Below are 15300 nucleotides of genomic sequence, written 5' to 3' on the forward strand. Positions count from 1 at the left end.
TGTGCACTGAAATTTTTAATCAAGCCCCTTTTGGGGCTCGTTCGGGTGCCTAAGACTGCCGCACTTTCGCTTTTCACGCCAGTCGCAGATGGTCGAAAGGCCCACACTACGACACCCAGCGCTGCAAAATCTGCTGCAGGTCATTGCGTTTGAACGGCTTGGCCAGGTAATCGTTCATCCCCGCTGCCAGACAGGTTTCGCGATCGCCCTGCAAGGCGTTGGCGGTCAGCGCGATGAGCGGCACATCGCGGCGTCCGGGCAGGTCCCGGATCTGCCGCGTGGCCTCGTAGCCGTCGATGATCGGCAGCCGGCAATCCATCAGAATCACTTCGAATTCGCCCCCCTCGGCACTGCGCACCGCTTGCGCGCCATCGGTCGCCACGCTGACGGCAAAACCCAGACTGCGCAGCATCGCTTCGATCACCGTCTGATTGACCGGATTGTCTTCGACCAGCAACACATGGCGTCCCTCGCCCTGACCACTACCGTTCAGGGTGCGCGGCGCGGCCAGCGCTGGCATTGCCTGTTTATACAGTGCCAGCGGGATTTCCAGGGTGAACACCGAGCCACGACCTTCTTCGCTCTGCGCGCGCAACGTACCGCCCATTCGTTCGGCCAGGGTCCGTGCGATCGGCAGACCAAGCCCGGTGCCACCGTAACGACGGGAGATCGAACTGTCGGCCTGCTGGAAGGCATTGAACATCAGCTCCAGACTCTCAGAAGAAATGCCGATGCCGCTGTCGCGCACCGAGCAGGTGAACCACAGCAGTTCATGATCCAGCGACTGCCATTGCGCTTCGATGCTGACCCGGCCCTGCTCGGTGAACTTCAAGGCATTGCCGACCAGATTGACCAGAATCTGCCGGATCCGCGTCGGATCGCCCTGGACCTGCAAGCCGCGCATGTCCTCGGGAATGCGCAGATTCAGCGCCAGGTCTCGCTGCACCGCGCTGTGCTGGAACGACTGCGCGCAGGCGCCGATCAGCTCGGCGAGGTTGAACGGGATATGCTCAAGCTCCAGCTCCGAACGCTCGATTCGCGAGAAGTCGAGAATGTCATTGATGACCTTGAGCAAGTGCTCGGTCGACTCCGAAGCGAGAGCGGCGTATTCCACCTGCTCGTCGGTCATCTCGGTGGTTTCGAGCAACTGCAGCATGCCCAGCACGCCGTTCATGGGCGTGCGCAGTTCGTGGCTCATCATCGCCAGAAAGTCGGATTTGGCGTTGTTGGCCTTTTCCGCTTCTTCGCGGGTCTGGATCAGTTGCGCCATCGCCTGTTGCTGTTCACGACTGGCCTGTTCCAGCGCCTGGGCGAGGTTATTGATGTGCTGCGACAGCGCGCCCAGTTCGGTGTCGTCGACAATCGGCAGCGGGGTTTTGTAGTCGCCTTCCTGAATCGCCTTGACTGCGTCGCCGATGTCGCGGATCGGTTGCGACAGACTGCCGGCCAGACGCCGGGCGACGACGAAGGTGAAGAGCAGGGCGAACAGCGCGAGAATCCCGGCCTTGAACAGGATCTCCTGCTGGCGCTGACTGAAGGCATCGTTGGACAGGCCGACAATCACCCGCCCCAGATAATCTTCGCCGGCGGCGCTGTTGCTGACTTTGCCGTCCTGGAAAAAATCGTTGTGCAAGGCGATCCGCTGCAGGCGCACCGGGGCCTGGAACACTTCGACCTGATGCGGGCGGCTGTGGCTGTCGGCCGGTTGTTCGACGTACACCAGAATCCGGTTGGCGCTGTCCTGCACTTCGAGAAAACGCACATTGGGCGTGGCCAGCGTCGCTTTGAGCAGGCTTTCCAGCACTTCGTTGTTGCCGGAGATCACCCCGTACTCCGTGGCCGGGGCCAGTTGGTTGGCGATCAACTGGCCGGTGTGGTTCAGCTCCTGACGCAAATCCTGGATGCGCACGAAGGTAAAGAAGCTGATCAGCAGCAACGTCAGCAACAGCGCCGGGCCGAGGCTGATCAGCTGCGTGCGGGTGTTGATGTCCCAACGGCGACGGAAATTCATGGGCGGCGCTCTCCTTCGGCCAAGGCACTGGCGACAGATGCTTCATTCAACGGTTCGATGCCTAAGGAACGAGCCACCTGCGCATTACTTGAGACTTTGAAACGAGCGGGGTAAAGCGTTCGTGGCCATGCGCTGGTCGGCTGATCGAGCAAATGGTCGAGGATCGCGAGCCAGTCGCTTTGATCGCTGTAGGTACTGGCGAGGCTGCCAGCGCGAACGAATGCAATGTTGGGGCCGATCAGCGCAACCTGCCGCGAGTAGCTGCTGAGCAAGAGGTTTTTCGCCGTCTGCGAGTTGTACAGATCGGGATCGTCGAGGCCGAGCAAGACGTCGCTGCTTTTCAGCACGGCTTGCAGCGGACGGCTGTCGTGAATGTTGTCCCAGCGCTGGCTGACAATCTGCAGATTCAATGGCCGCGCAGCCGCGCGCAATTCGTCGATGAGGAACTCGCCGTGCTCATCGAACAGCACACCGACCCGCCGGGCCTGCGGCAGAATCCGCCGGATCAGTTGCAATTGCCGGCTCAGCGGCGGGTCGCTCCAGAGCAGGCTCAGCCGCGCCGGGTGGGTATCGGCGAAACGCTGGCGCGCCTGCAAGCGGCTGATGCGCAACACCAGCGTCGACGGGCCTTGTGAGTCTTGCAGGCGCCAGTCGAGGCTCGGCAGATCGAGCAGGATCAGGCGCAGGCTGGCCGGCAGTTTGCCCGGCGCCGGCAGGCTCGCCAGGGGCTGAAACCGCACGTTGTCGGTCGGGCGCAATTCACTCAATGCTTGTACGAACGCCTGAACGCCGGGGCTTTCCTCGGCGCCGGTCAGGAGAATGTCGGCGGCCTGCACCGCGACCCCGTGCAGCCACGCGGTCAAGAACAGGCAGAGCCCCGCCAGCCAGTGGCCAAGGGTTGGCGTCTTCCGTGACGAGCCGTTGCGCATTCTAGAACTCCAGCTCGGCGCTGAAATACATCACCCGGCGCTCGTCATAATTGTTATCGACGAAGGTGTTTGGCTGATGGTCGAGACGCTGTTGCAGCACGCCGGCCAATTGCAGCTGAGCTTTGCCAATGGCGATGCGTTTGGCGATGCGCGTGTCGACGCGTTCGAAGCGATAGCCGTTGAGCGCGTTGTCGCCGTAATAGAAGAGGGCGCTGTTCCAGCCATGGCCCCAATTGCGCAGCCAACCGGCGGAACCGCTGTGGCGCGAGGTGAACTGCCGATCCAGCGGATTGCTCGCCTCGGCGTCGACGAAGGCGTAGGTGAAACGCAAACGGTCGGCGCTGCTGAGGCGCCAGTCGAGTTGCGTTTCCGTGCCGCGAAAGCGCGAACGGTTGGCGTTGCTGGCGATGTACTGATTGTTGCGCAGCGGCTCGCTGATCATCCCGGTGATTTCGTCGTAGAACAGCTTCACGTCCACCGCCAGACCCAGCTCGGCGAAGTAGCCGTTGTAGCCCAATTCCCGCGAGCGCATGTGTTCCTGATCGAGATCGCCGGGGCCGCGGGTCTTGACGAAATAGCGCGCCGACGACTGACCATACGCCGAAGGTCGCAGGTTGTTGACCTGATAGCTCCAGTTGACGTTATTCTCGAACATGTCCGGTGAACGGATCGCCTCCGAGTACACCGCGCGCAGGCCGTGACGTGGGTTGATCAGGTAATTGACCGCGAAGCGCGGGGTCAGTGAACTGCCGATCAGTTGCGTATCTTCGAACATCGCACCGCCCTGCAGTAGCCAGTGCTCGGTAGCACGCCATTCCAGTTGGCCGAAGGCGCGCCAGGTGGTGTCGTCGAGGGTGCCGTTGAAGTAGGTCTCGGAATCGGCGCGGTCGTAGCGGTAGTTGAGGCCGCTGACCAGACGCAGGCTGTCGGACAGGCTGAGGGTGTCCTGCAGTTCGAGGTCGTAGCGCGATTCGCGGGCGCTCTGATCGATGTCGCCGCACAGGGTTCTGCTCGCGCCGTTACGCCATTGTTCGAGCACCTGATTGGCCAGGGCCATTTCCTGCGGCGTGCCGGGTGCCGCGCCGGGGCCGGTGAACTGGTTGATGTTGCGCGCCAGCCGTTCGGTGTAATTCGGGTTGAGCTGCCACAATTGCGTCAGTTCAGGGCTGAACGACACCTCGGCATCGCAGGCGCGCCAGACTTGCTGGCGATCCCAGTGCTGCGCCGAGCCTTGCACATACAGGCTGTGTTCGGGGTTGATATCAAGGTTCCAGCGCACCGAGCCGGCGTAATCCTTGGCGACCACGTCGGAATTGTTCCCGGCGTCGGTAATCCCCGAGAACACCGGGCGGTAGGTATAAGGCCGCTGATTGCTGCCGTCCTTGGCGTTGAACTGCCAGTCGAGGCTTTGTCCTTCATTGAGGTCGTGGCTGACCGCCAGACTCAGACGATTCAAGCGGCGACTGTCGCGATAATCGGTGCCGTTGCGGTCGCTGTCGAAACCGTTATCTTCCTGACCGGACAGCGACAGGCGCAGATCGCCGCCATCCCAACCGGTGCCCTGGCTGGCATAAAAGTCGTGGATGCCGCGCTGGCCGCGAGTGATTTTCAGGCGCGTGCCGTGGCTGTCGGCCGGGTGGCGAGTGATGATGTTGATCACCGCCATCAGCGCGTTGGCGCCGTAGCTGACGGTGTTCGGGCCGCGAAATACCTCGATCCGCTCGATGTCTTCCATGGCCACTGGAATATCGCTCCAGTCCACCGTGGCCAGACCGGCGCGATACACCGAGCGGCCGTCTATCAGCACCTGCATGCGCCGTGCTTCGCTGGCGTTGGTGCCGTGGTAGTTCACCGCCGGCTGATTGCCGTTGATGTTGCCGACCATCATCCCCGGCACCAGCCGCAGCAGTTCGCTGATGTCGCGGGCACCGCTGGCGCTGATCAATTCACTGTCGAGGACGGTCATGCTCCCCGGCACTTCCGCTGGCGTCTGTTTCAGGCGCGTGGCTGTCAGCACCTGCGGCAGCGCTTCGCTGTCGACGAACAGGTCGTCCGCCAGCACCAGCGGGCTGAACAGCAGCGCCAGTAGCAGGGGCGAGCGCGGGGAAGGAGGGCCAGAAAACACGACACAGCCTGTAGATAGAAGAATTGGCGCGCATGTTAACCGAGGGCGGCGACTTTTCCAGTGACGTTACAGGCATTTTCCTAGGCTTTATTGGTCTTCTTCCTACAAGTGTCGGTAATTGTTGCTGGGACTGGCCGCGGCCGGGGCGCCCCGTATAATGCCCGGCATCGCCACTGGTATGGATTAACGGATTGCATATGACTGAACAGCGCCCGATTGCGGTCCTGGGAGGCGGAAGTTTTGGTACCGCCGTGGCCAATCTGCTGGCCGAGAACGGCCATCAAGTCCTTCAGTGGATGCGTGATTCCGAGCAGGCCGAGGCCATCCGGGTCAATCGTGAAAACCCGCGTTACCTCAAAGGCATCAAGATTCTGCCGGGGGTGACCGCCGTCACCGATCTGCAAGCCACCCTCGATGCCTGCGATCTGTGCTTCGTCGCGCTGCCGTCCAGCGCCTTGCGCACGGTGCTTGTGGCCCACGCCGAGCGTTTGAGCGGCAAGATGCTGGTCAGCCTGACCAAAGGCATCGAAGCGCAGACCTTCAAGCTGATGAGCCAGATCCTCGAAGAAATCGCCCCGCAAGCGCGCATCGGCGTGTTGTCCGGGCCGAACCTGGCACGGGAAATCGCCGAACATGCGCTGACTGCCACGGTGGTCGCCAGCGAAGACGAAGAGCTGTGCAAAGCAGTGCAAGCCGCGCTGCACGGGCGCACCTTCCGCGTTTACGCCAGTGCCGACCGTTTCGGTGTCGAGCTGGGCGGGGCGTTGAAAAACGTTTACGCGATCATCGCCGGCATGGCGGTGGCGCTGGAGATGGGCGAGAACACCAAGAGCATGCTGATCACTCGCGCCTTGGCCGAGATGACCCGCTTCGCCGTGAATCAAGGCGCCAACCCGATGACCTTTCTCGGCCTGGCCGGGGTCGGCGATCTGATCGTGACGTGTTCGTCGCCGAAGAGCCGCAACTATCAGGTCGGTTTCGCCCTCGGCCAAGGCTTGAGCCTCGACGAAGCGGTGTCGCGTTTGGGCGAAGTCGCCGAAGGCGTCAACACCCTGAAAGTGCTCAAGGCCAAATCTCAGGAAGTCGGCGTGTACATGCCGCTGGTCGCCGGGCTGCACGCAATCCTGTTCGAAGGACGCACGCTGGAGCAGGTGATCGGTCTACTGATGCGTGCCGAGCCGAAAACCGACGTCGACTTTATTTCCACCAGCGGTTTCAACTGATTCAGCTGTTACACGGACAGGAAGCAAGCCATGAACGATCCGAAAACCGAAACCCAGTACGAATCCATCCTCCTGCGGGTGTTGTGGATGATCGTTTATCTGCTGGTCTGGCAAGTCGCGCAGTTCATGCTCGGCGCGGTGGTACTGGTGCAACTGATCTACCGACTGATCTACGGCGCACCGAGCGCCAGCCTGATGAATTTTGGCGACAGCCTCAGCCAGTTCCTCGCGCAGATCGGCCGCTTCGGCACGTTCCACAGTGACCAGAAGCCCTGGCCGTTCGCCGACTGGCCAGCGCCGCGCACCCCGGAAGGGGAAGCGCCGCACACCGTTGCCCCGGCCGCGCATCCAGTGCGCGATGAGGAGCCCAAACTATGAAACTGTGGGTATTGCGTCATGGTGAGGCGGTGCCTCACGGCTCGAAAATCGATTCCGAGCGCGAGCTGACCGAGCACGGCCGCAAGGAAGTCCTCAGCAGCGCTGCGCATCTGATGGGCCAGCCGCTGACAGCGATTTACGCCAGCCCTTATTTGCGTGCGCAGCAGACGGCGCAGATCGTTCGTGAAGCACTCGGCTTCGAGCCGGAGATTCGCACGGTCGACTGGCTGACGCCGGATACTGATCCCGACAAGGTGGCCGAGCAATTGGTTGCGGTGAGCAATGTACTGCTGGTCAGCCACAACCCGTTGGTGGGCCATCTGCTCAGCTACCTGCAACATGGCGCCGGGCATCCACCGGAGCGAGTCAGTACAGCGGGACTGGCGGAACTCGAGCACAGTGAACTGCTGATTGGCTCGATGAAGCTCAATAGCCTCAAGCATCCTTAAAAGCAAAGATCGCAGCCTTCGGCAGCTCCTACATTGGAATGCATTCCTCTGTAGGAGCTGCCGAAGGCTGCGATCTTTTGATCTTGTTTCTTTTGGTAAAAAATTCAACCAAGCACTTGCTTGGTTGACTACGCTTGCTCCAGACCAAAAAAACAGGAGCGAGTCGCATGTCTGCCGCCTTCCGTTTGCCGCTGGACGTGTTCTACGAACGGGAAGCCCGGCACCCGCGCCAGCGCTTTCTTGTGCAGCCCACCGGTGGCGGCCAGGTCGAGACGCTGAGCTGGGCCGATGTCGGCCATCAGGCACGCTGCGCCGCGCACTGGTTGCGCGCGCGGGAGCTGCCGCCCGGCAGCCACATCGCTCTGATCTCGAAAAATTGCGCGCACTGGATCATCGCCGACCTGGCGATCTGGATGGCCGGGCATGTGTCCGTGCCGCTGTACCCCAATCTCACCGCCGAGTCCGTGGCGCAGGTGCTGACTCACTCGGAAAGTGTGTTGGCATTCATCGGCAAGCTTGATGACTGGGCGGGCATGTCCCAAGGTGTGCCGGCGGGCCTGCCGACCATCAGCCTGCCGCTGCATCCTCCAGGCGAGTTCAATTACAGCTGGGCGGACCTGCAGAGCTGTTCGCCGATCCAGGACGATCCGCGTCCGGCCGCCGGGCAACTGGCGACGATCATCTACACCTCCGGCACCACTGGCCTGCCCAAAGGCGTGATGCACAGTTTCGCCAATCTTGGTTTCGCCACCAGTCGCGGCACGCAGCTGTTCGGGCTCAACGAGAACGATCGGCTGCTGTCGTATCTGCCGTTGTGCCACGTCGCCGAGCGCATGTTTGTCGAACTGGCCTCGATCTACACGGGACAGACGGTGTTCTTCGCCGAAAGCCTCGACACCTTCATCACCGATCTGCAGCGCGCGCGGCCGACCGCGATGTTCGGCGTGCCGCGCATCTGGACCAAATTCCAGATGGGTGTGTACGGCAAGATCCCGGCGCAGCGTCTCGATTTCCTCCTCGGGTTGCCCTTCATTGGCAAGCGGGTCGGACACAAAGTGCTGGCCGGGCTCGGGCTGGATGCCTTGCGCGTGGCGTTGTCCGGCGCCGCACCAGTGCCGCAGACCTTGCTCGCCTGGTATCAGAAACTCGGCCTCGATGTGCTGGAGGTGTATGGCATGACCGAGGGCTGCGGTTATTCGCACATCTGCCTGCCGGGCCAGTACAAGCAGGGCTGGATTGGCCAGCCGTGCCCCGAAGTCGAGGTGCGTATCGATGAGTCGGGCGAAGTGCAGGTGCGCAGCCAGGCGAACATGCTCGGTTATTTCAAGGAGCCGCAGAAGACCGCCGAGACGCTGACCGCCGACGGCTTTCTGCGCACCGGCGACAAGGGCGAGCAGGATAGCGAAGGGCGCCTGCGCCTGACCGGGCGCCTCAAGGAAATCTTCAAGACCAGCAAAGGCAAATACGTCGCGCCGGCGCCGATCGAAAATCGCCTGGCCGTGCATTCACGCATCGAACAGGTGTGCGTGGTTGGCGATGGCCTGAGTGCGCCGCTGGGGTTGTGCGTGCTGTCGACAGTCAATCAGCAAGAACCTCGTGCGAGTCTGCACGCGAGCCTGGAAAAACTTCTGGAAGAGGTCAACGCCGCCCTCGACAAACACGAACGCCTGCGCCGGCTGGTGGTGGTCAAGGACAACTGGGCGGTGGACAACGGCTTCCTCACGCCGACCCTGAAAATCAAACGCAACGTCATTGAGGACCGCTACGGCGCGCGCTTCGAAGAATGGAGCGCGCGCAGCGAGGTGGTGCTGTGGCAGGATTGAGCATCGATCAAAACAACAAAGGAAGTCTGCGATGAGCTTGTGGCGTACTACTCCCGACATCGAACAGTTGAACGCAATCCAGAAAAACACCATTGGCGAAGTGCTGGACATTCGCTTCGAAGGCTTCGACGAACAATCGCTCACCGCGAGCATGGTCATCGACCATCGCACCCATCAGCCCTACGGTCTGCTGCATGGCGGCGCATCGGTGGTGCTGGCGGAAACCGTCGGCTCGATGGCCAGTTATCTGTGTATCGATGCCAGCAAGTTCTATTGCGTCGGCCTGGAGATCAATGCCAACCACCTGCGCGGCTTGCGTAGCGGGCGAGTGACGGCAGTGGCCACGCCGATTCACATTGGCCGCACCACGCACGTCTGGGATATCCGTTTGACCAGCGATGAAGGCAAGGCCAGTTGCGTATCGCGCTTGACCATGGCAGTGGTGCCGCTGGGGCAACAGCCACCAGCACGATGATTGCGACGGCATCTGCACAACGCTTGTTGCTCAGAAATTCAGTCCTGATCGGGAATATTTTCGTTGTCCACGGCCTGTTTCACTGACGAAATTCAAGACTTCAGTGGCGGCCGGGTCAAATGCTGCGCTGCTCGAAGTCGGTGGGCTTTCTCGAACAATGCCGGCGCCGGCCTCGTTTTTCTCCAGGTCCCAGGAGGTTCGGCCCAGTTCTGCACTCAGGCCGGGCATCGCGATCGTGACAAACGTCGAGCGTATATCGCCGACTGCGCTCATGACTGCGCGGCTCACCGCTGTTCGAGTATGCACGTCCAGGGCGTTGTATCCGGGAATCTGGGCAACCGCCAGGTTGGCGATTTGCCCCAGGGACAAAAAGAAGTGGCGGCTGCTGAAGCCCACCACGGCGTTTTCGGGGTTGAAGGTCGGTTCGCTGTTGCTCGAAGGCCTGGCCGGCGTTCCGCGCATACCTCTCACAACAGAGGCACCGGCAGCGCTGGTGGCCGTTACCGCCGAGACAGAAAGAATGGACTGCAGAGCGTTTCCGGTCACATCCGTGCCAAACAGCACTGATCCGGCAAAACCGGTGGCGCCTGCTGCGGCCCCGGCAGCCCCGACACTGGCCGCTCCCGTGACCAGGTCGACACGGCCGATGGAGGGATTGCTCGGGCCGACATTGGCGAGATACTGAGCAGACATCTCACGAAACAACGTACCGAAGGCGCTGCCAATCTGATTGGCAGCCGCTGTATTGCCTCTTGGATCGGCTATGCCGAGCAGGGAGGGCGCGGCGCCCAACGCCGCACCCAATGCAGCGCCACCGATTTTTGCCGCCAGGGGGCCCCAGCTTCCCGGATCATTCACGGAGACAGCGCTTTGCGCCCAATTGCTTGCGGCATAGCCACTGATGCCGCCCGAAATGGCCCCGGCCACCGCACCGCCAATCGTCACCGCTGTGTTCGCCGCCGGTAGAAAACCCACAAAAGCCGCCTGCACGGCTGCGCCAGCGGCTGCGCTCATGAACTCCCGACCGGCTGTCGCGCCGGCTGCGCTGGCGGTATCGAATCCCGCCAGCCCTTGTCGGTCGACAAATCTGACAGGATTGCTGCGCACCATCAAAAACAGGTTGAGACCATCGACGACGCCCGCCGGATCGGGACTGATCCAGCGCATCAACCAAGGTGCGTAGAAGCGTTGTCCATAGTAATAAAGGCCTGTGGCATCGCGCTCCTGACCTGCGTAGCGACGGGTCTTGTAGCGGGCCCGTGTCCGGTCGGGTCCTGCCCACCAAGCGGTGCCACCATAGGGAAAGTAGTTCTCTTCGCTGATGGCGTCTGCCTGATCATCAAGTAACAACAGGCTCGATCCCAGGTGATTACTGAAGCCGTAGTGGTACTGATCGGCAGCCCCGCTTTCATGGGGCCAATGCAGAACATCAACCGTACACCGACCCGCCTGAACGGAAATAACGTGCAGGGTCTCGTCGGGCACTTTGCGTATTTCCAGCCCTGGCAAATAGCGCGTCTCATGCGATTTCGCGATGCCCTGCGCGTAGACGAGGCGCACTTTGCGCTTACGCTGCCCTGCGCCGTCGTACACGTAGCGTTCGCAGTCATTCGCAGCCTGCGTGCGCAGGACCTGATCAACCTGACGCAATTGCCTGCCAGCGCTCCACTGCAGGATCTGGCCGTGCTGCAGCGTTTTCCGGTTGCCGTTGGGATCGAATGCTTCGGCGATTTCATCCTCATCGGGCGGGGCGCCATCAATCGTTTGTTCCAGTCCCCGATTGCTGTATCTGGAGATCGTCGTGCGCTGCGTCCAGCTGTGGCTGACCGCACTGTGAACGAGCGTCGTGAGATTACCCGCAGCGTCATAGGTGAAGGTCTGGTGATAGTTTTCCAGTTGCGCGGAGTCTGGAGGGGAGGTGAAGACGGGTTCCTGAGGCCCGTTCGATGTGTTGCTTCGTTGCCAGCCAGTGGCTGAAATCAGTTGGTAAAGGCTGTCGTAGGCAAACGTACAGAGCGGTTCTATTTTCTGGTTGCGAAAGAAGCGCGTGGCTTGCGCCCTGTCCAGGATGCTGAGGATATTGCCCACCGGGTCATAGCGATATACCAGATGCTGCAGAGCCGACCTGCCGGGTTTCCCGGCAGTGATTTCCTCAAGTCGGCCATTGCGCGGGTCGTACAGGTTTTGACTGATCACACCATTGGCGGCCACTTGGCGCACGACTTGGTTGGCGGGGTTGTACTGCATGTCCAGCAGTAACACGCGGTATTGCGGATCGGCCGCGAGTTTCAGGCTGATCTGCTTCAGTTGTCCGGCAGTATCCAGTTGCAACACCTGGTGGTTACCCATTGGGTCATGCTGGCCGACTGTTTCCCCCAATGCGTTGTAGACGATCCGGGTTGTCGCACCGCTACCGGTTTCATGTAGCAGGTCTCTTTCTGTCACGGTTTGTGGCCAGTCGGGCTCCTCGAGTTGATCAAGGAAATGCCGAACACAAACCAGTTGATCGCCGCGCAAGCTGTAGTCCGGAAAAAATTCGCTACCGGCGCCGTCGTCATGACGCACGATTCGACCGCACTGGTTGCGCGCTGCGGTTGATGGCGTGCTGTCGCCGTAACTGAAGAATCCGCTTCTTCGGGGATTTTCCCCCTGTGCCTGCTCGACGACACTGACCGGGCGCAGCATCGAGTCGTATCGGGTCTGTGTCTGGGTCAGCAGACCATCCCAATCAAGCACGCGTTGACCGGCCGCACCTGGCAAGGACAGGCGGCTTGTGCCGTCAACGCTGACGCTGTCAAGGGGAGCACCTGTCAGGCTGGAAAGCAGTTTCAGGTTGGGCCGGGCATTCGGTTCGCGCTCTTGCAGCTTGTGCAGGCGTTGATCGCAGACGTCGGTCAGACGACCGCAAGCGTCGTAGCGTTGACGGTATGTGCGCGGTTCGGGCGATGCACTGTGTGCATCACGACAATAAGACACTGTAGCGACGTTCAGCTTTCGCGAGTCTGTCACAAAAACCGTCGGAGTCTGACTGTGCATGAACGTAGCATTCCGTAGCCTGTTAACCGGCTTCAGTTATTCGGCAACAAACGCGCACGGTCAACTGTCAGAAATTACAGGCAGGTGAAGTTTGCGACGACTGGCGCAGTTTTCACCTATGGATAAAACAACATCGCCACCATTCCTGACAGTTACGGTCATTGCCGTAAGGCGAGGTCTTGCGGACAATCAACGCCATGTTTCCCGCTCATGGATTTGCCCCGCATGTCGCAACCGATCTTTTTCGCCCACGCCAACGGCTTCCCATCGGGCACCTATGGCAAGTTGTTTGCGGCGCTGGCGCCGGAGTATCGGGTCGTCCATCTGGAGCAGCATGCCCATGACCCGCGTTTTCCGGCGGACGACAATTGGTACAACCTCGTCGATGAGCTGATCCATCACCTGCAGCAGCAGGAGCAGCCGGTGTGGGGCGTCGGCCATTCCTTCGGCGGTCTGCTGCACCTGCACGCGGCGTTGCGTTGTCCCGAGCTTTATCGCGGCGTGGTGATGCTCGATTCGCCGGTGCTGACCCGCACCGATCAGTGGGTGATTCGCGCGGCCAAGCGCTTTGGTTTCATCGATAAGCTGACCCCGGCCGGGCGCACGCTCGGGCGCCGTGAAGAATTCGCCGATCTGGACAGCGCGCGCAGTTACTTTGCCGGCAAAACCCTGTTTCGTGGCTTCGACCCGGAATGTTTCGATGCCTACCTGCAACACGGGCTGCACCAGGTTGATGACAAGCTGCGCCTGCGTTTCGACCCGGCCACTGAAATCAGCATCTATCGCGGCGTGCCGCACACCAGTCCCGGGCGCACCCGGCAGTTGCAAGTGCCGCTGGCCATGGTGCGCGGGCACAAGAGCCGTGTGGTCATGCGCCATCACACACGTTTCGTCGCGCGCCTGCCGCAAGGCGAGGCGCTGAGCATGCCCGGCGGGCACATGTTTCCGCTGGAGCGCCCGCAGGACACAGCGCGCTTGCTCAAGAGTCTGTTCACACGCTGGGAGCAGCGACAGAACAAGGATTGCGCATGAGCCCGACTTGCGAAGAAGTACGCCTGAACCTGCCGCACATCGAGTTGGCCGCGCACCTGTTCGGCCCCGAGGACGGCTTGCCAGTGATCGCGTTGCACGGCTGGCTCGACAACGCCAACAGCTTTGCCCGGCTGGCCCCGAAGCTCCACGGCTTGCGCATCGTCGCGCTGGACATGGCCGGACATGGCCATTCCGGGCATCGGCCGAACGGCGCCGGTTATGCTCTGTGGGATTACGCCCACGATGTGTTGCAAGTCGCCGAGCAACTGGGCTGGAAGCGTTTCGGCCTGCTCGGGCATTCGATGGGGGCGATTGTCTCGATGGTGCTGGCCGGTTCGCTGCCGGAGCGCATCAGTCATCTGGCGCTCATCGATGGAGTGATTCCTCCTACAGACAAAGGGGAAAACGCCGCCGAGCGCATGGGCATGGCCCTGCAGGCGCAACTCGATCTGCGGGACAAGCGCAAACCGGTCTACACCACCCTCGAGCGTGCCATCGAGGCGCGGATGAAAGGCCTGGTGGCGGTCAGTCGTGAAGCCGCTGAACTGTTGGCCCAACGCGGCTTGATGCCGGTGCCCGGCGGTTACACCTGGCGCACCGACAATCGCCTGACGCTGCCATCGCCGCTGCGCCTGACCGAGGAACAGGCCATGGCGTTCGCTCTGCGCGTCAGTTGCCCGGCCCGTCTGGTGGTCGCGGCGGATGGCATGTTGGCCAGGCATCCTGAGCTGCTGGAGCTTCTGCCCTTCAGTCACGAACAGTTGCCGGGCGGGCATCATCTGCATCTGAATGACGAGGCTGGCGCAGGTCTTGTAGCAGACTGTTTCAATCGCTTCTTCGCCATGCCTTGACTTGCTGCGGGCAACTGCCGAGGCTGGGCGGGTTGAAACAGGAGACAAACATGATGGATTTCCATACCGCTGCGACCCCGACCCGCCCAGCCATGACCGTCCGGTGAGCCTGACTATGCGGTCACTCACTTTGTTGGCGCTGTGCTGCTTCAGCGCCTTTTCGTTCGCTGCCGATGTGCCAGGCAGCCATGATCTGCAAATCGTGCCGCGTCTGGCCGATGCGCAAATCGTCGACTATCGCCCGAGCGCCGAGCTGGAACGTATCTATCCGCTGGGCTCGATCCGCAAGATCAGCGGCCAGTTGCGGTTCGACGGTCAGGTCACCGCGCGAGGCCAGACCACCTCGGTGACATACGAACTACCGCCGGAACATTCCGCCACCGAAGCCTTCACCGCCGCCCGCGAAGCGCTGCAACAGCAGGACGCCGAATTGCTGTTCTGGTGCCAGGCTCGTGACTGCGGCGAAAGCAGCCTGTGGGCCAACGAGGTGTTCGGCAATGCCAAGTTGTACGGTTCCGATGAGCAACAGGCCTATCTGTTGCTCAGGCTGGCGGCGCCAAAGGACAACACACTGGTGGCGCTCTACAGCATCACGCGTGGCAATCGCAAAGCCTATCTGCATGTCGAGCAGTTCGAGGCGACTGCGCCGTTGGGCGAGTTGCTGCCAACCTCCGCGACCCTGTTGCGACAGTTGAAAAGCACTGGCGAGCTGGATTTCCCGAAACTGGCCGATGACCCCGATGCCACCTGGCTGCGCCTGATTTCCCGTGGCCTGAACCTCGACACGACCTTGCGGGTTACGGTTTCCGGGCCCAAGGCCGAAGCCTGGCGCCAGGCACTGATCACGCAGGGCGTGCGGGCGGCGCGGATGGAAACCGGCAATCTTGAAGGCTCTGGCCTGCGTATCGACCTGTTGCGATAAGCTGTGCCGGGCGAGCACGCAATGCGTGTTCGCCTACTCTTTCGCT

The 15300-nt window shown here is 61.5% G+C and carries 12 protein-coding genes; 8 read left to right on the forward strand and 4 right to left on the reverse strand.

The genetic code is table 11. From position 1 onward, the window contains the following. Window positions 1–106 precede the first annotated feature (106 nt). From AC0Z4S_RS23630 to AC0Z4S_RS23640, 3 genes are read right to left on the reverse strand one after another with little or no spacing between them, the layout of a single operon-like run. Complete coding sequence (locus AC0Z4S_RS23630; RefSeq protein WP_485624790.1) at window positions 107–2011, reverse strand: ATP-binding protein; 1905 nt, start codon at window positions 2009–2011, stop codon at window positions 107–109. Then, window positions 2008–2940, reverse strand: coding sequence for an ABC transporter substrate-binding protein (locus tag AC0Z4S_RS23635; protein WP_485624791.1), 933 nt, complete (start codon window positions 2938–2940; stop codon window positions 2008–2010). Before AC0Z4S_RS23635 ends, AC0Z4S_RS23630 begins: the two co-directional genes overlap by 4 nt. Before the next feature lies 1 nt (window position 2941). Next, window positions 2942–5065 carry a TonB-dependent receptor plug domain-containing protein gene (locus AC0Z4S_RS23640; RefSeq protein WP_485624792.1) on the reverse strand — a complete coding sequence of 708 codons (2124 nt, stop codon included), beginning with the start codon at window positions 5063–5065 and terminating at the stop codon, window positions 2942–2944. A 197-nt stretch (window positions 5066–5262) separates the two neighbouring features. Between AC0Z4S_RS23640 and AC0Z4S_RS23645 the strand changes: the two genes are divergently transcribed. The 5 genes from AC0Z4S_RS23645 to AC0Z4S_RS23665 all read left to right on the forward strand — a co-directional run bounded on the left by AC0Z4S_RS23645 (window position 5263) and on the right by AC0Z4S_RS23665 (window position 9413). Beyond that, window positions 5263–6288 (forward strand): NAD(P)H-dependent glycerol-3-phosphate dehydrogenase, encoded by a 1026-nt coding sequence (locus AC0Z4S_RS23645; RefSeq protein WP_485624793.1) that lies wholly within the window; start codon window positions 5263–5265, stop codon window positions 6286–6288. Between the two features lie 30 nt (window positions 6289–6318). Further along, window positions 6319–6666 (forward strand): DUF4389 domain-containing protein, encoded by a 348-nt coding sequence (locus AC0Z4S_RS23650; RefSeq protein WP_485624794.1) that lies wholly within the window; start codon window positions 6319–6321, stop codon window positions 6664–6666. Next, a complete protein-coding gene (sixA, locus tag AC0Z4S_RS23655) occupies window positions 6663–7115 on the forward strand; it encodes a phosphohistidine phosphatase SixA (protein ID WP_485624795.1) in 453 nt (150 codons plus the stop codon). The genes AC0Z4S_RS23650 and sixA overlap by 4 nt, the downstream gene beginning before the upstream one ends. Window positions 7116–7282: 167 nt before the next feature. Continuing rightward, entirely contained in the window at window positions 7283–8938 is a 1656-nt protein-coding gene (locus tag AC0Z4S_RS23660) for an AMP-binding protein (RefSeq protein WP_485624796.1), read from the forward strand. 31 nt (window positions 8939–8969) lie between these two features. Next, window positions 8970–9413, forward strand: a complete 444-nt coding sequence (locus AC0Z4S_RS23665; protein ID WP_485624797.1) for a hotdog fold thioesterase — start codon at window positions 8970–8972, stop codon at window positions 9411–9413. Window positions 9414–9443: 30 nt separating this feature from the next. Here the strand turns inward: AC0Z4S_RS23665 and AC0Z4S_RS23670 are convergent, their stop codons facing one another. Then, window positions 9444–12449: an RHS repeat-associated core domain-containing protein gene (locus AC0Z4S_RS23670; protein ID WP_485624798.1), complete on the reverse strand. Its 3006-nt coding sequence runs from the start codon at window positions 12447–12449 to the stop codon at window positions 9444–9446. Window positions 12450–12674: 225 nt separating this feature from the next. Between AC0Z4S_RS23670 and AC0Z4S_RS23675 the strand changes: the two genes are divergently transcribed. From AC0Z4S_RS23675 to AC0Z4S_RS23685, 3 genes are all read left to right on the forward strand, one after another. Then, window positions 12675–13481 carry an alpha/beta fold hydrolase gene (locus tag AC0Z4S_RS23675; RefSeq protein WP_253504428.1) on the forward strand — a complete coding sequence of 269 codons (807 nt, stop codon included), beginning with the start codon at window positions 12675–12677 and terminating at the stop codon, window positions 13479–13481. Continuing rightward, window positions 13478–14332, forward strand: a complete 855-nt coding sequence (locus AC0Z4S_RS23680) for an alpha/beta hydrolase (protein WP_485624799.1) — start codon at window positions 13478–13480, stop codon at window positions 14330–14332. Before AC0Z4S_RS23675 ends, AC0Z4S_RS23680 begins: the two co-directional genes overlap by 4 nt. 115 nt (window positions 14333–14447) lie before the next feature. Further along, window positions 14448–15254 carry a DUF4892 domain-containing protein gene (locus AC0Z4S_RS23685; protein ID WP_485624800.1) on the forward strand — a complete coding sequence of 269 codons (807 nt, stop codon included), beginning with the start codon at window positions 14448–14450 and terminating at the stop codon, window positions 15252–15254. Window positions 15255–15300 lie beyond the last annotated feature (46 nt).

This window comes from Pseudomonas sp. 1L-B-1-E-C1 (genome assembly GCF_057291835.1).

Excerpts from the sequence above, each read along its gene's own strand:
- AC0Z4S_RS23650 (WP_485624794.1), top strand. The coding sequence starts at position 6,319 with ATGAACGATCCGAAAACCGAAACCCAGTACGAATCCATCCTCCTGCGG.
- AC0Z4S_RS23630 (WP_485624790.1), bottom strand. The coding sequence starts at position 2,011 with ATGAATTTCCGTCGCCGTTGGGACATCAACACCCGCACGCAGCTGATC.
- AC0Z4S_RS23665 (WP_485624797.1), top strand. The coding sequence starts at position 8,970 with ATGAGCTTGTGGCGTACTACTCCCGACATCGAACAGTTGAACGCAATC.
- sixA (WP_485624795.1), top strand. The coding sequence starts at position 6,663 with ATGAAACTGTGGGTATTGCGTCATGGTGAGGCGGTGCCTCACGGCTCG.
- AC0Z4S_RS23670 (WP_485624798.1), bottom strand. The coding sequence starts at position 12,449 with ATGCACAGTCAGACTCCGACGGTTTTTGTGACAGACTCGCGAAAGCTG.
- AC0Z4S_RS23645 (WP_485624793.1), top strand. The coding sequence starts at position 5,263 with ATGACTGAACAGCGCCCGATTGCGGTCCTGGGAGGCGGAAGTTTTGGT.
- AC0Z4S_RS23635 (WP_485624791.1), bottom strand. The coding sequence starts at position 2,940 with ATGCGCAACGGCTCGTCACGGAAGACGCCAACCCTTGGCCACTGGCTG.
- AC0Z4S_RS23660 (WP_485624796.1), top strand. The coding sequence starts at position 7,283 with ATGTCTGCCGCCTTCCGTTTGCCGCTGGACGTGTTCTACGAACGGGAA.
- AC0Z4S_RS23675 (WP_253504428.1), top strand. The coding sequence starts at position 12,675 with ATGTCGCAACCGATCTTTTTCGCCCACGCCAACGGCTTCCCATCGGGC.
- AC0Z4S_RS23685 (WP_485624800.1), top strand. The coding sequence starts at position 14,448 with ATGCGGTCACTCACTTTGTTGGCGCTGTGCTGCTTCAGCGCCTTTTCG.
- AC0Z4S_RS23680 (WP_485624799.1), top strand. The coding sequence starts at position 13,478 with ATGAGCCCGACTTGCGAAGAAGTACGCCTGAACCTGCCGCACATCGAG.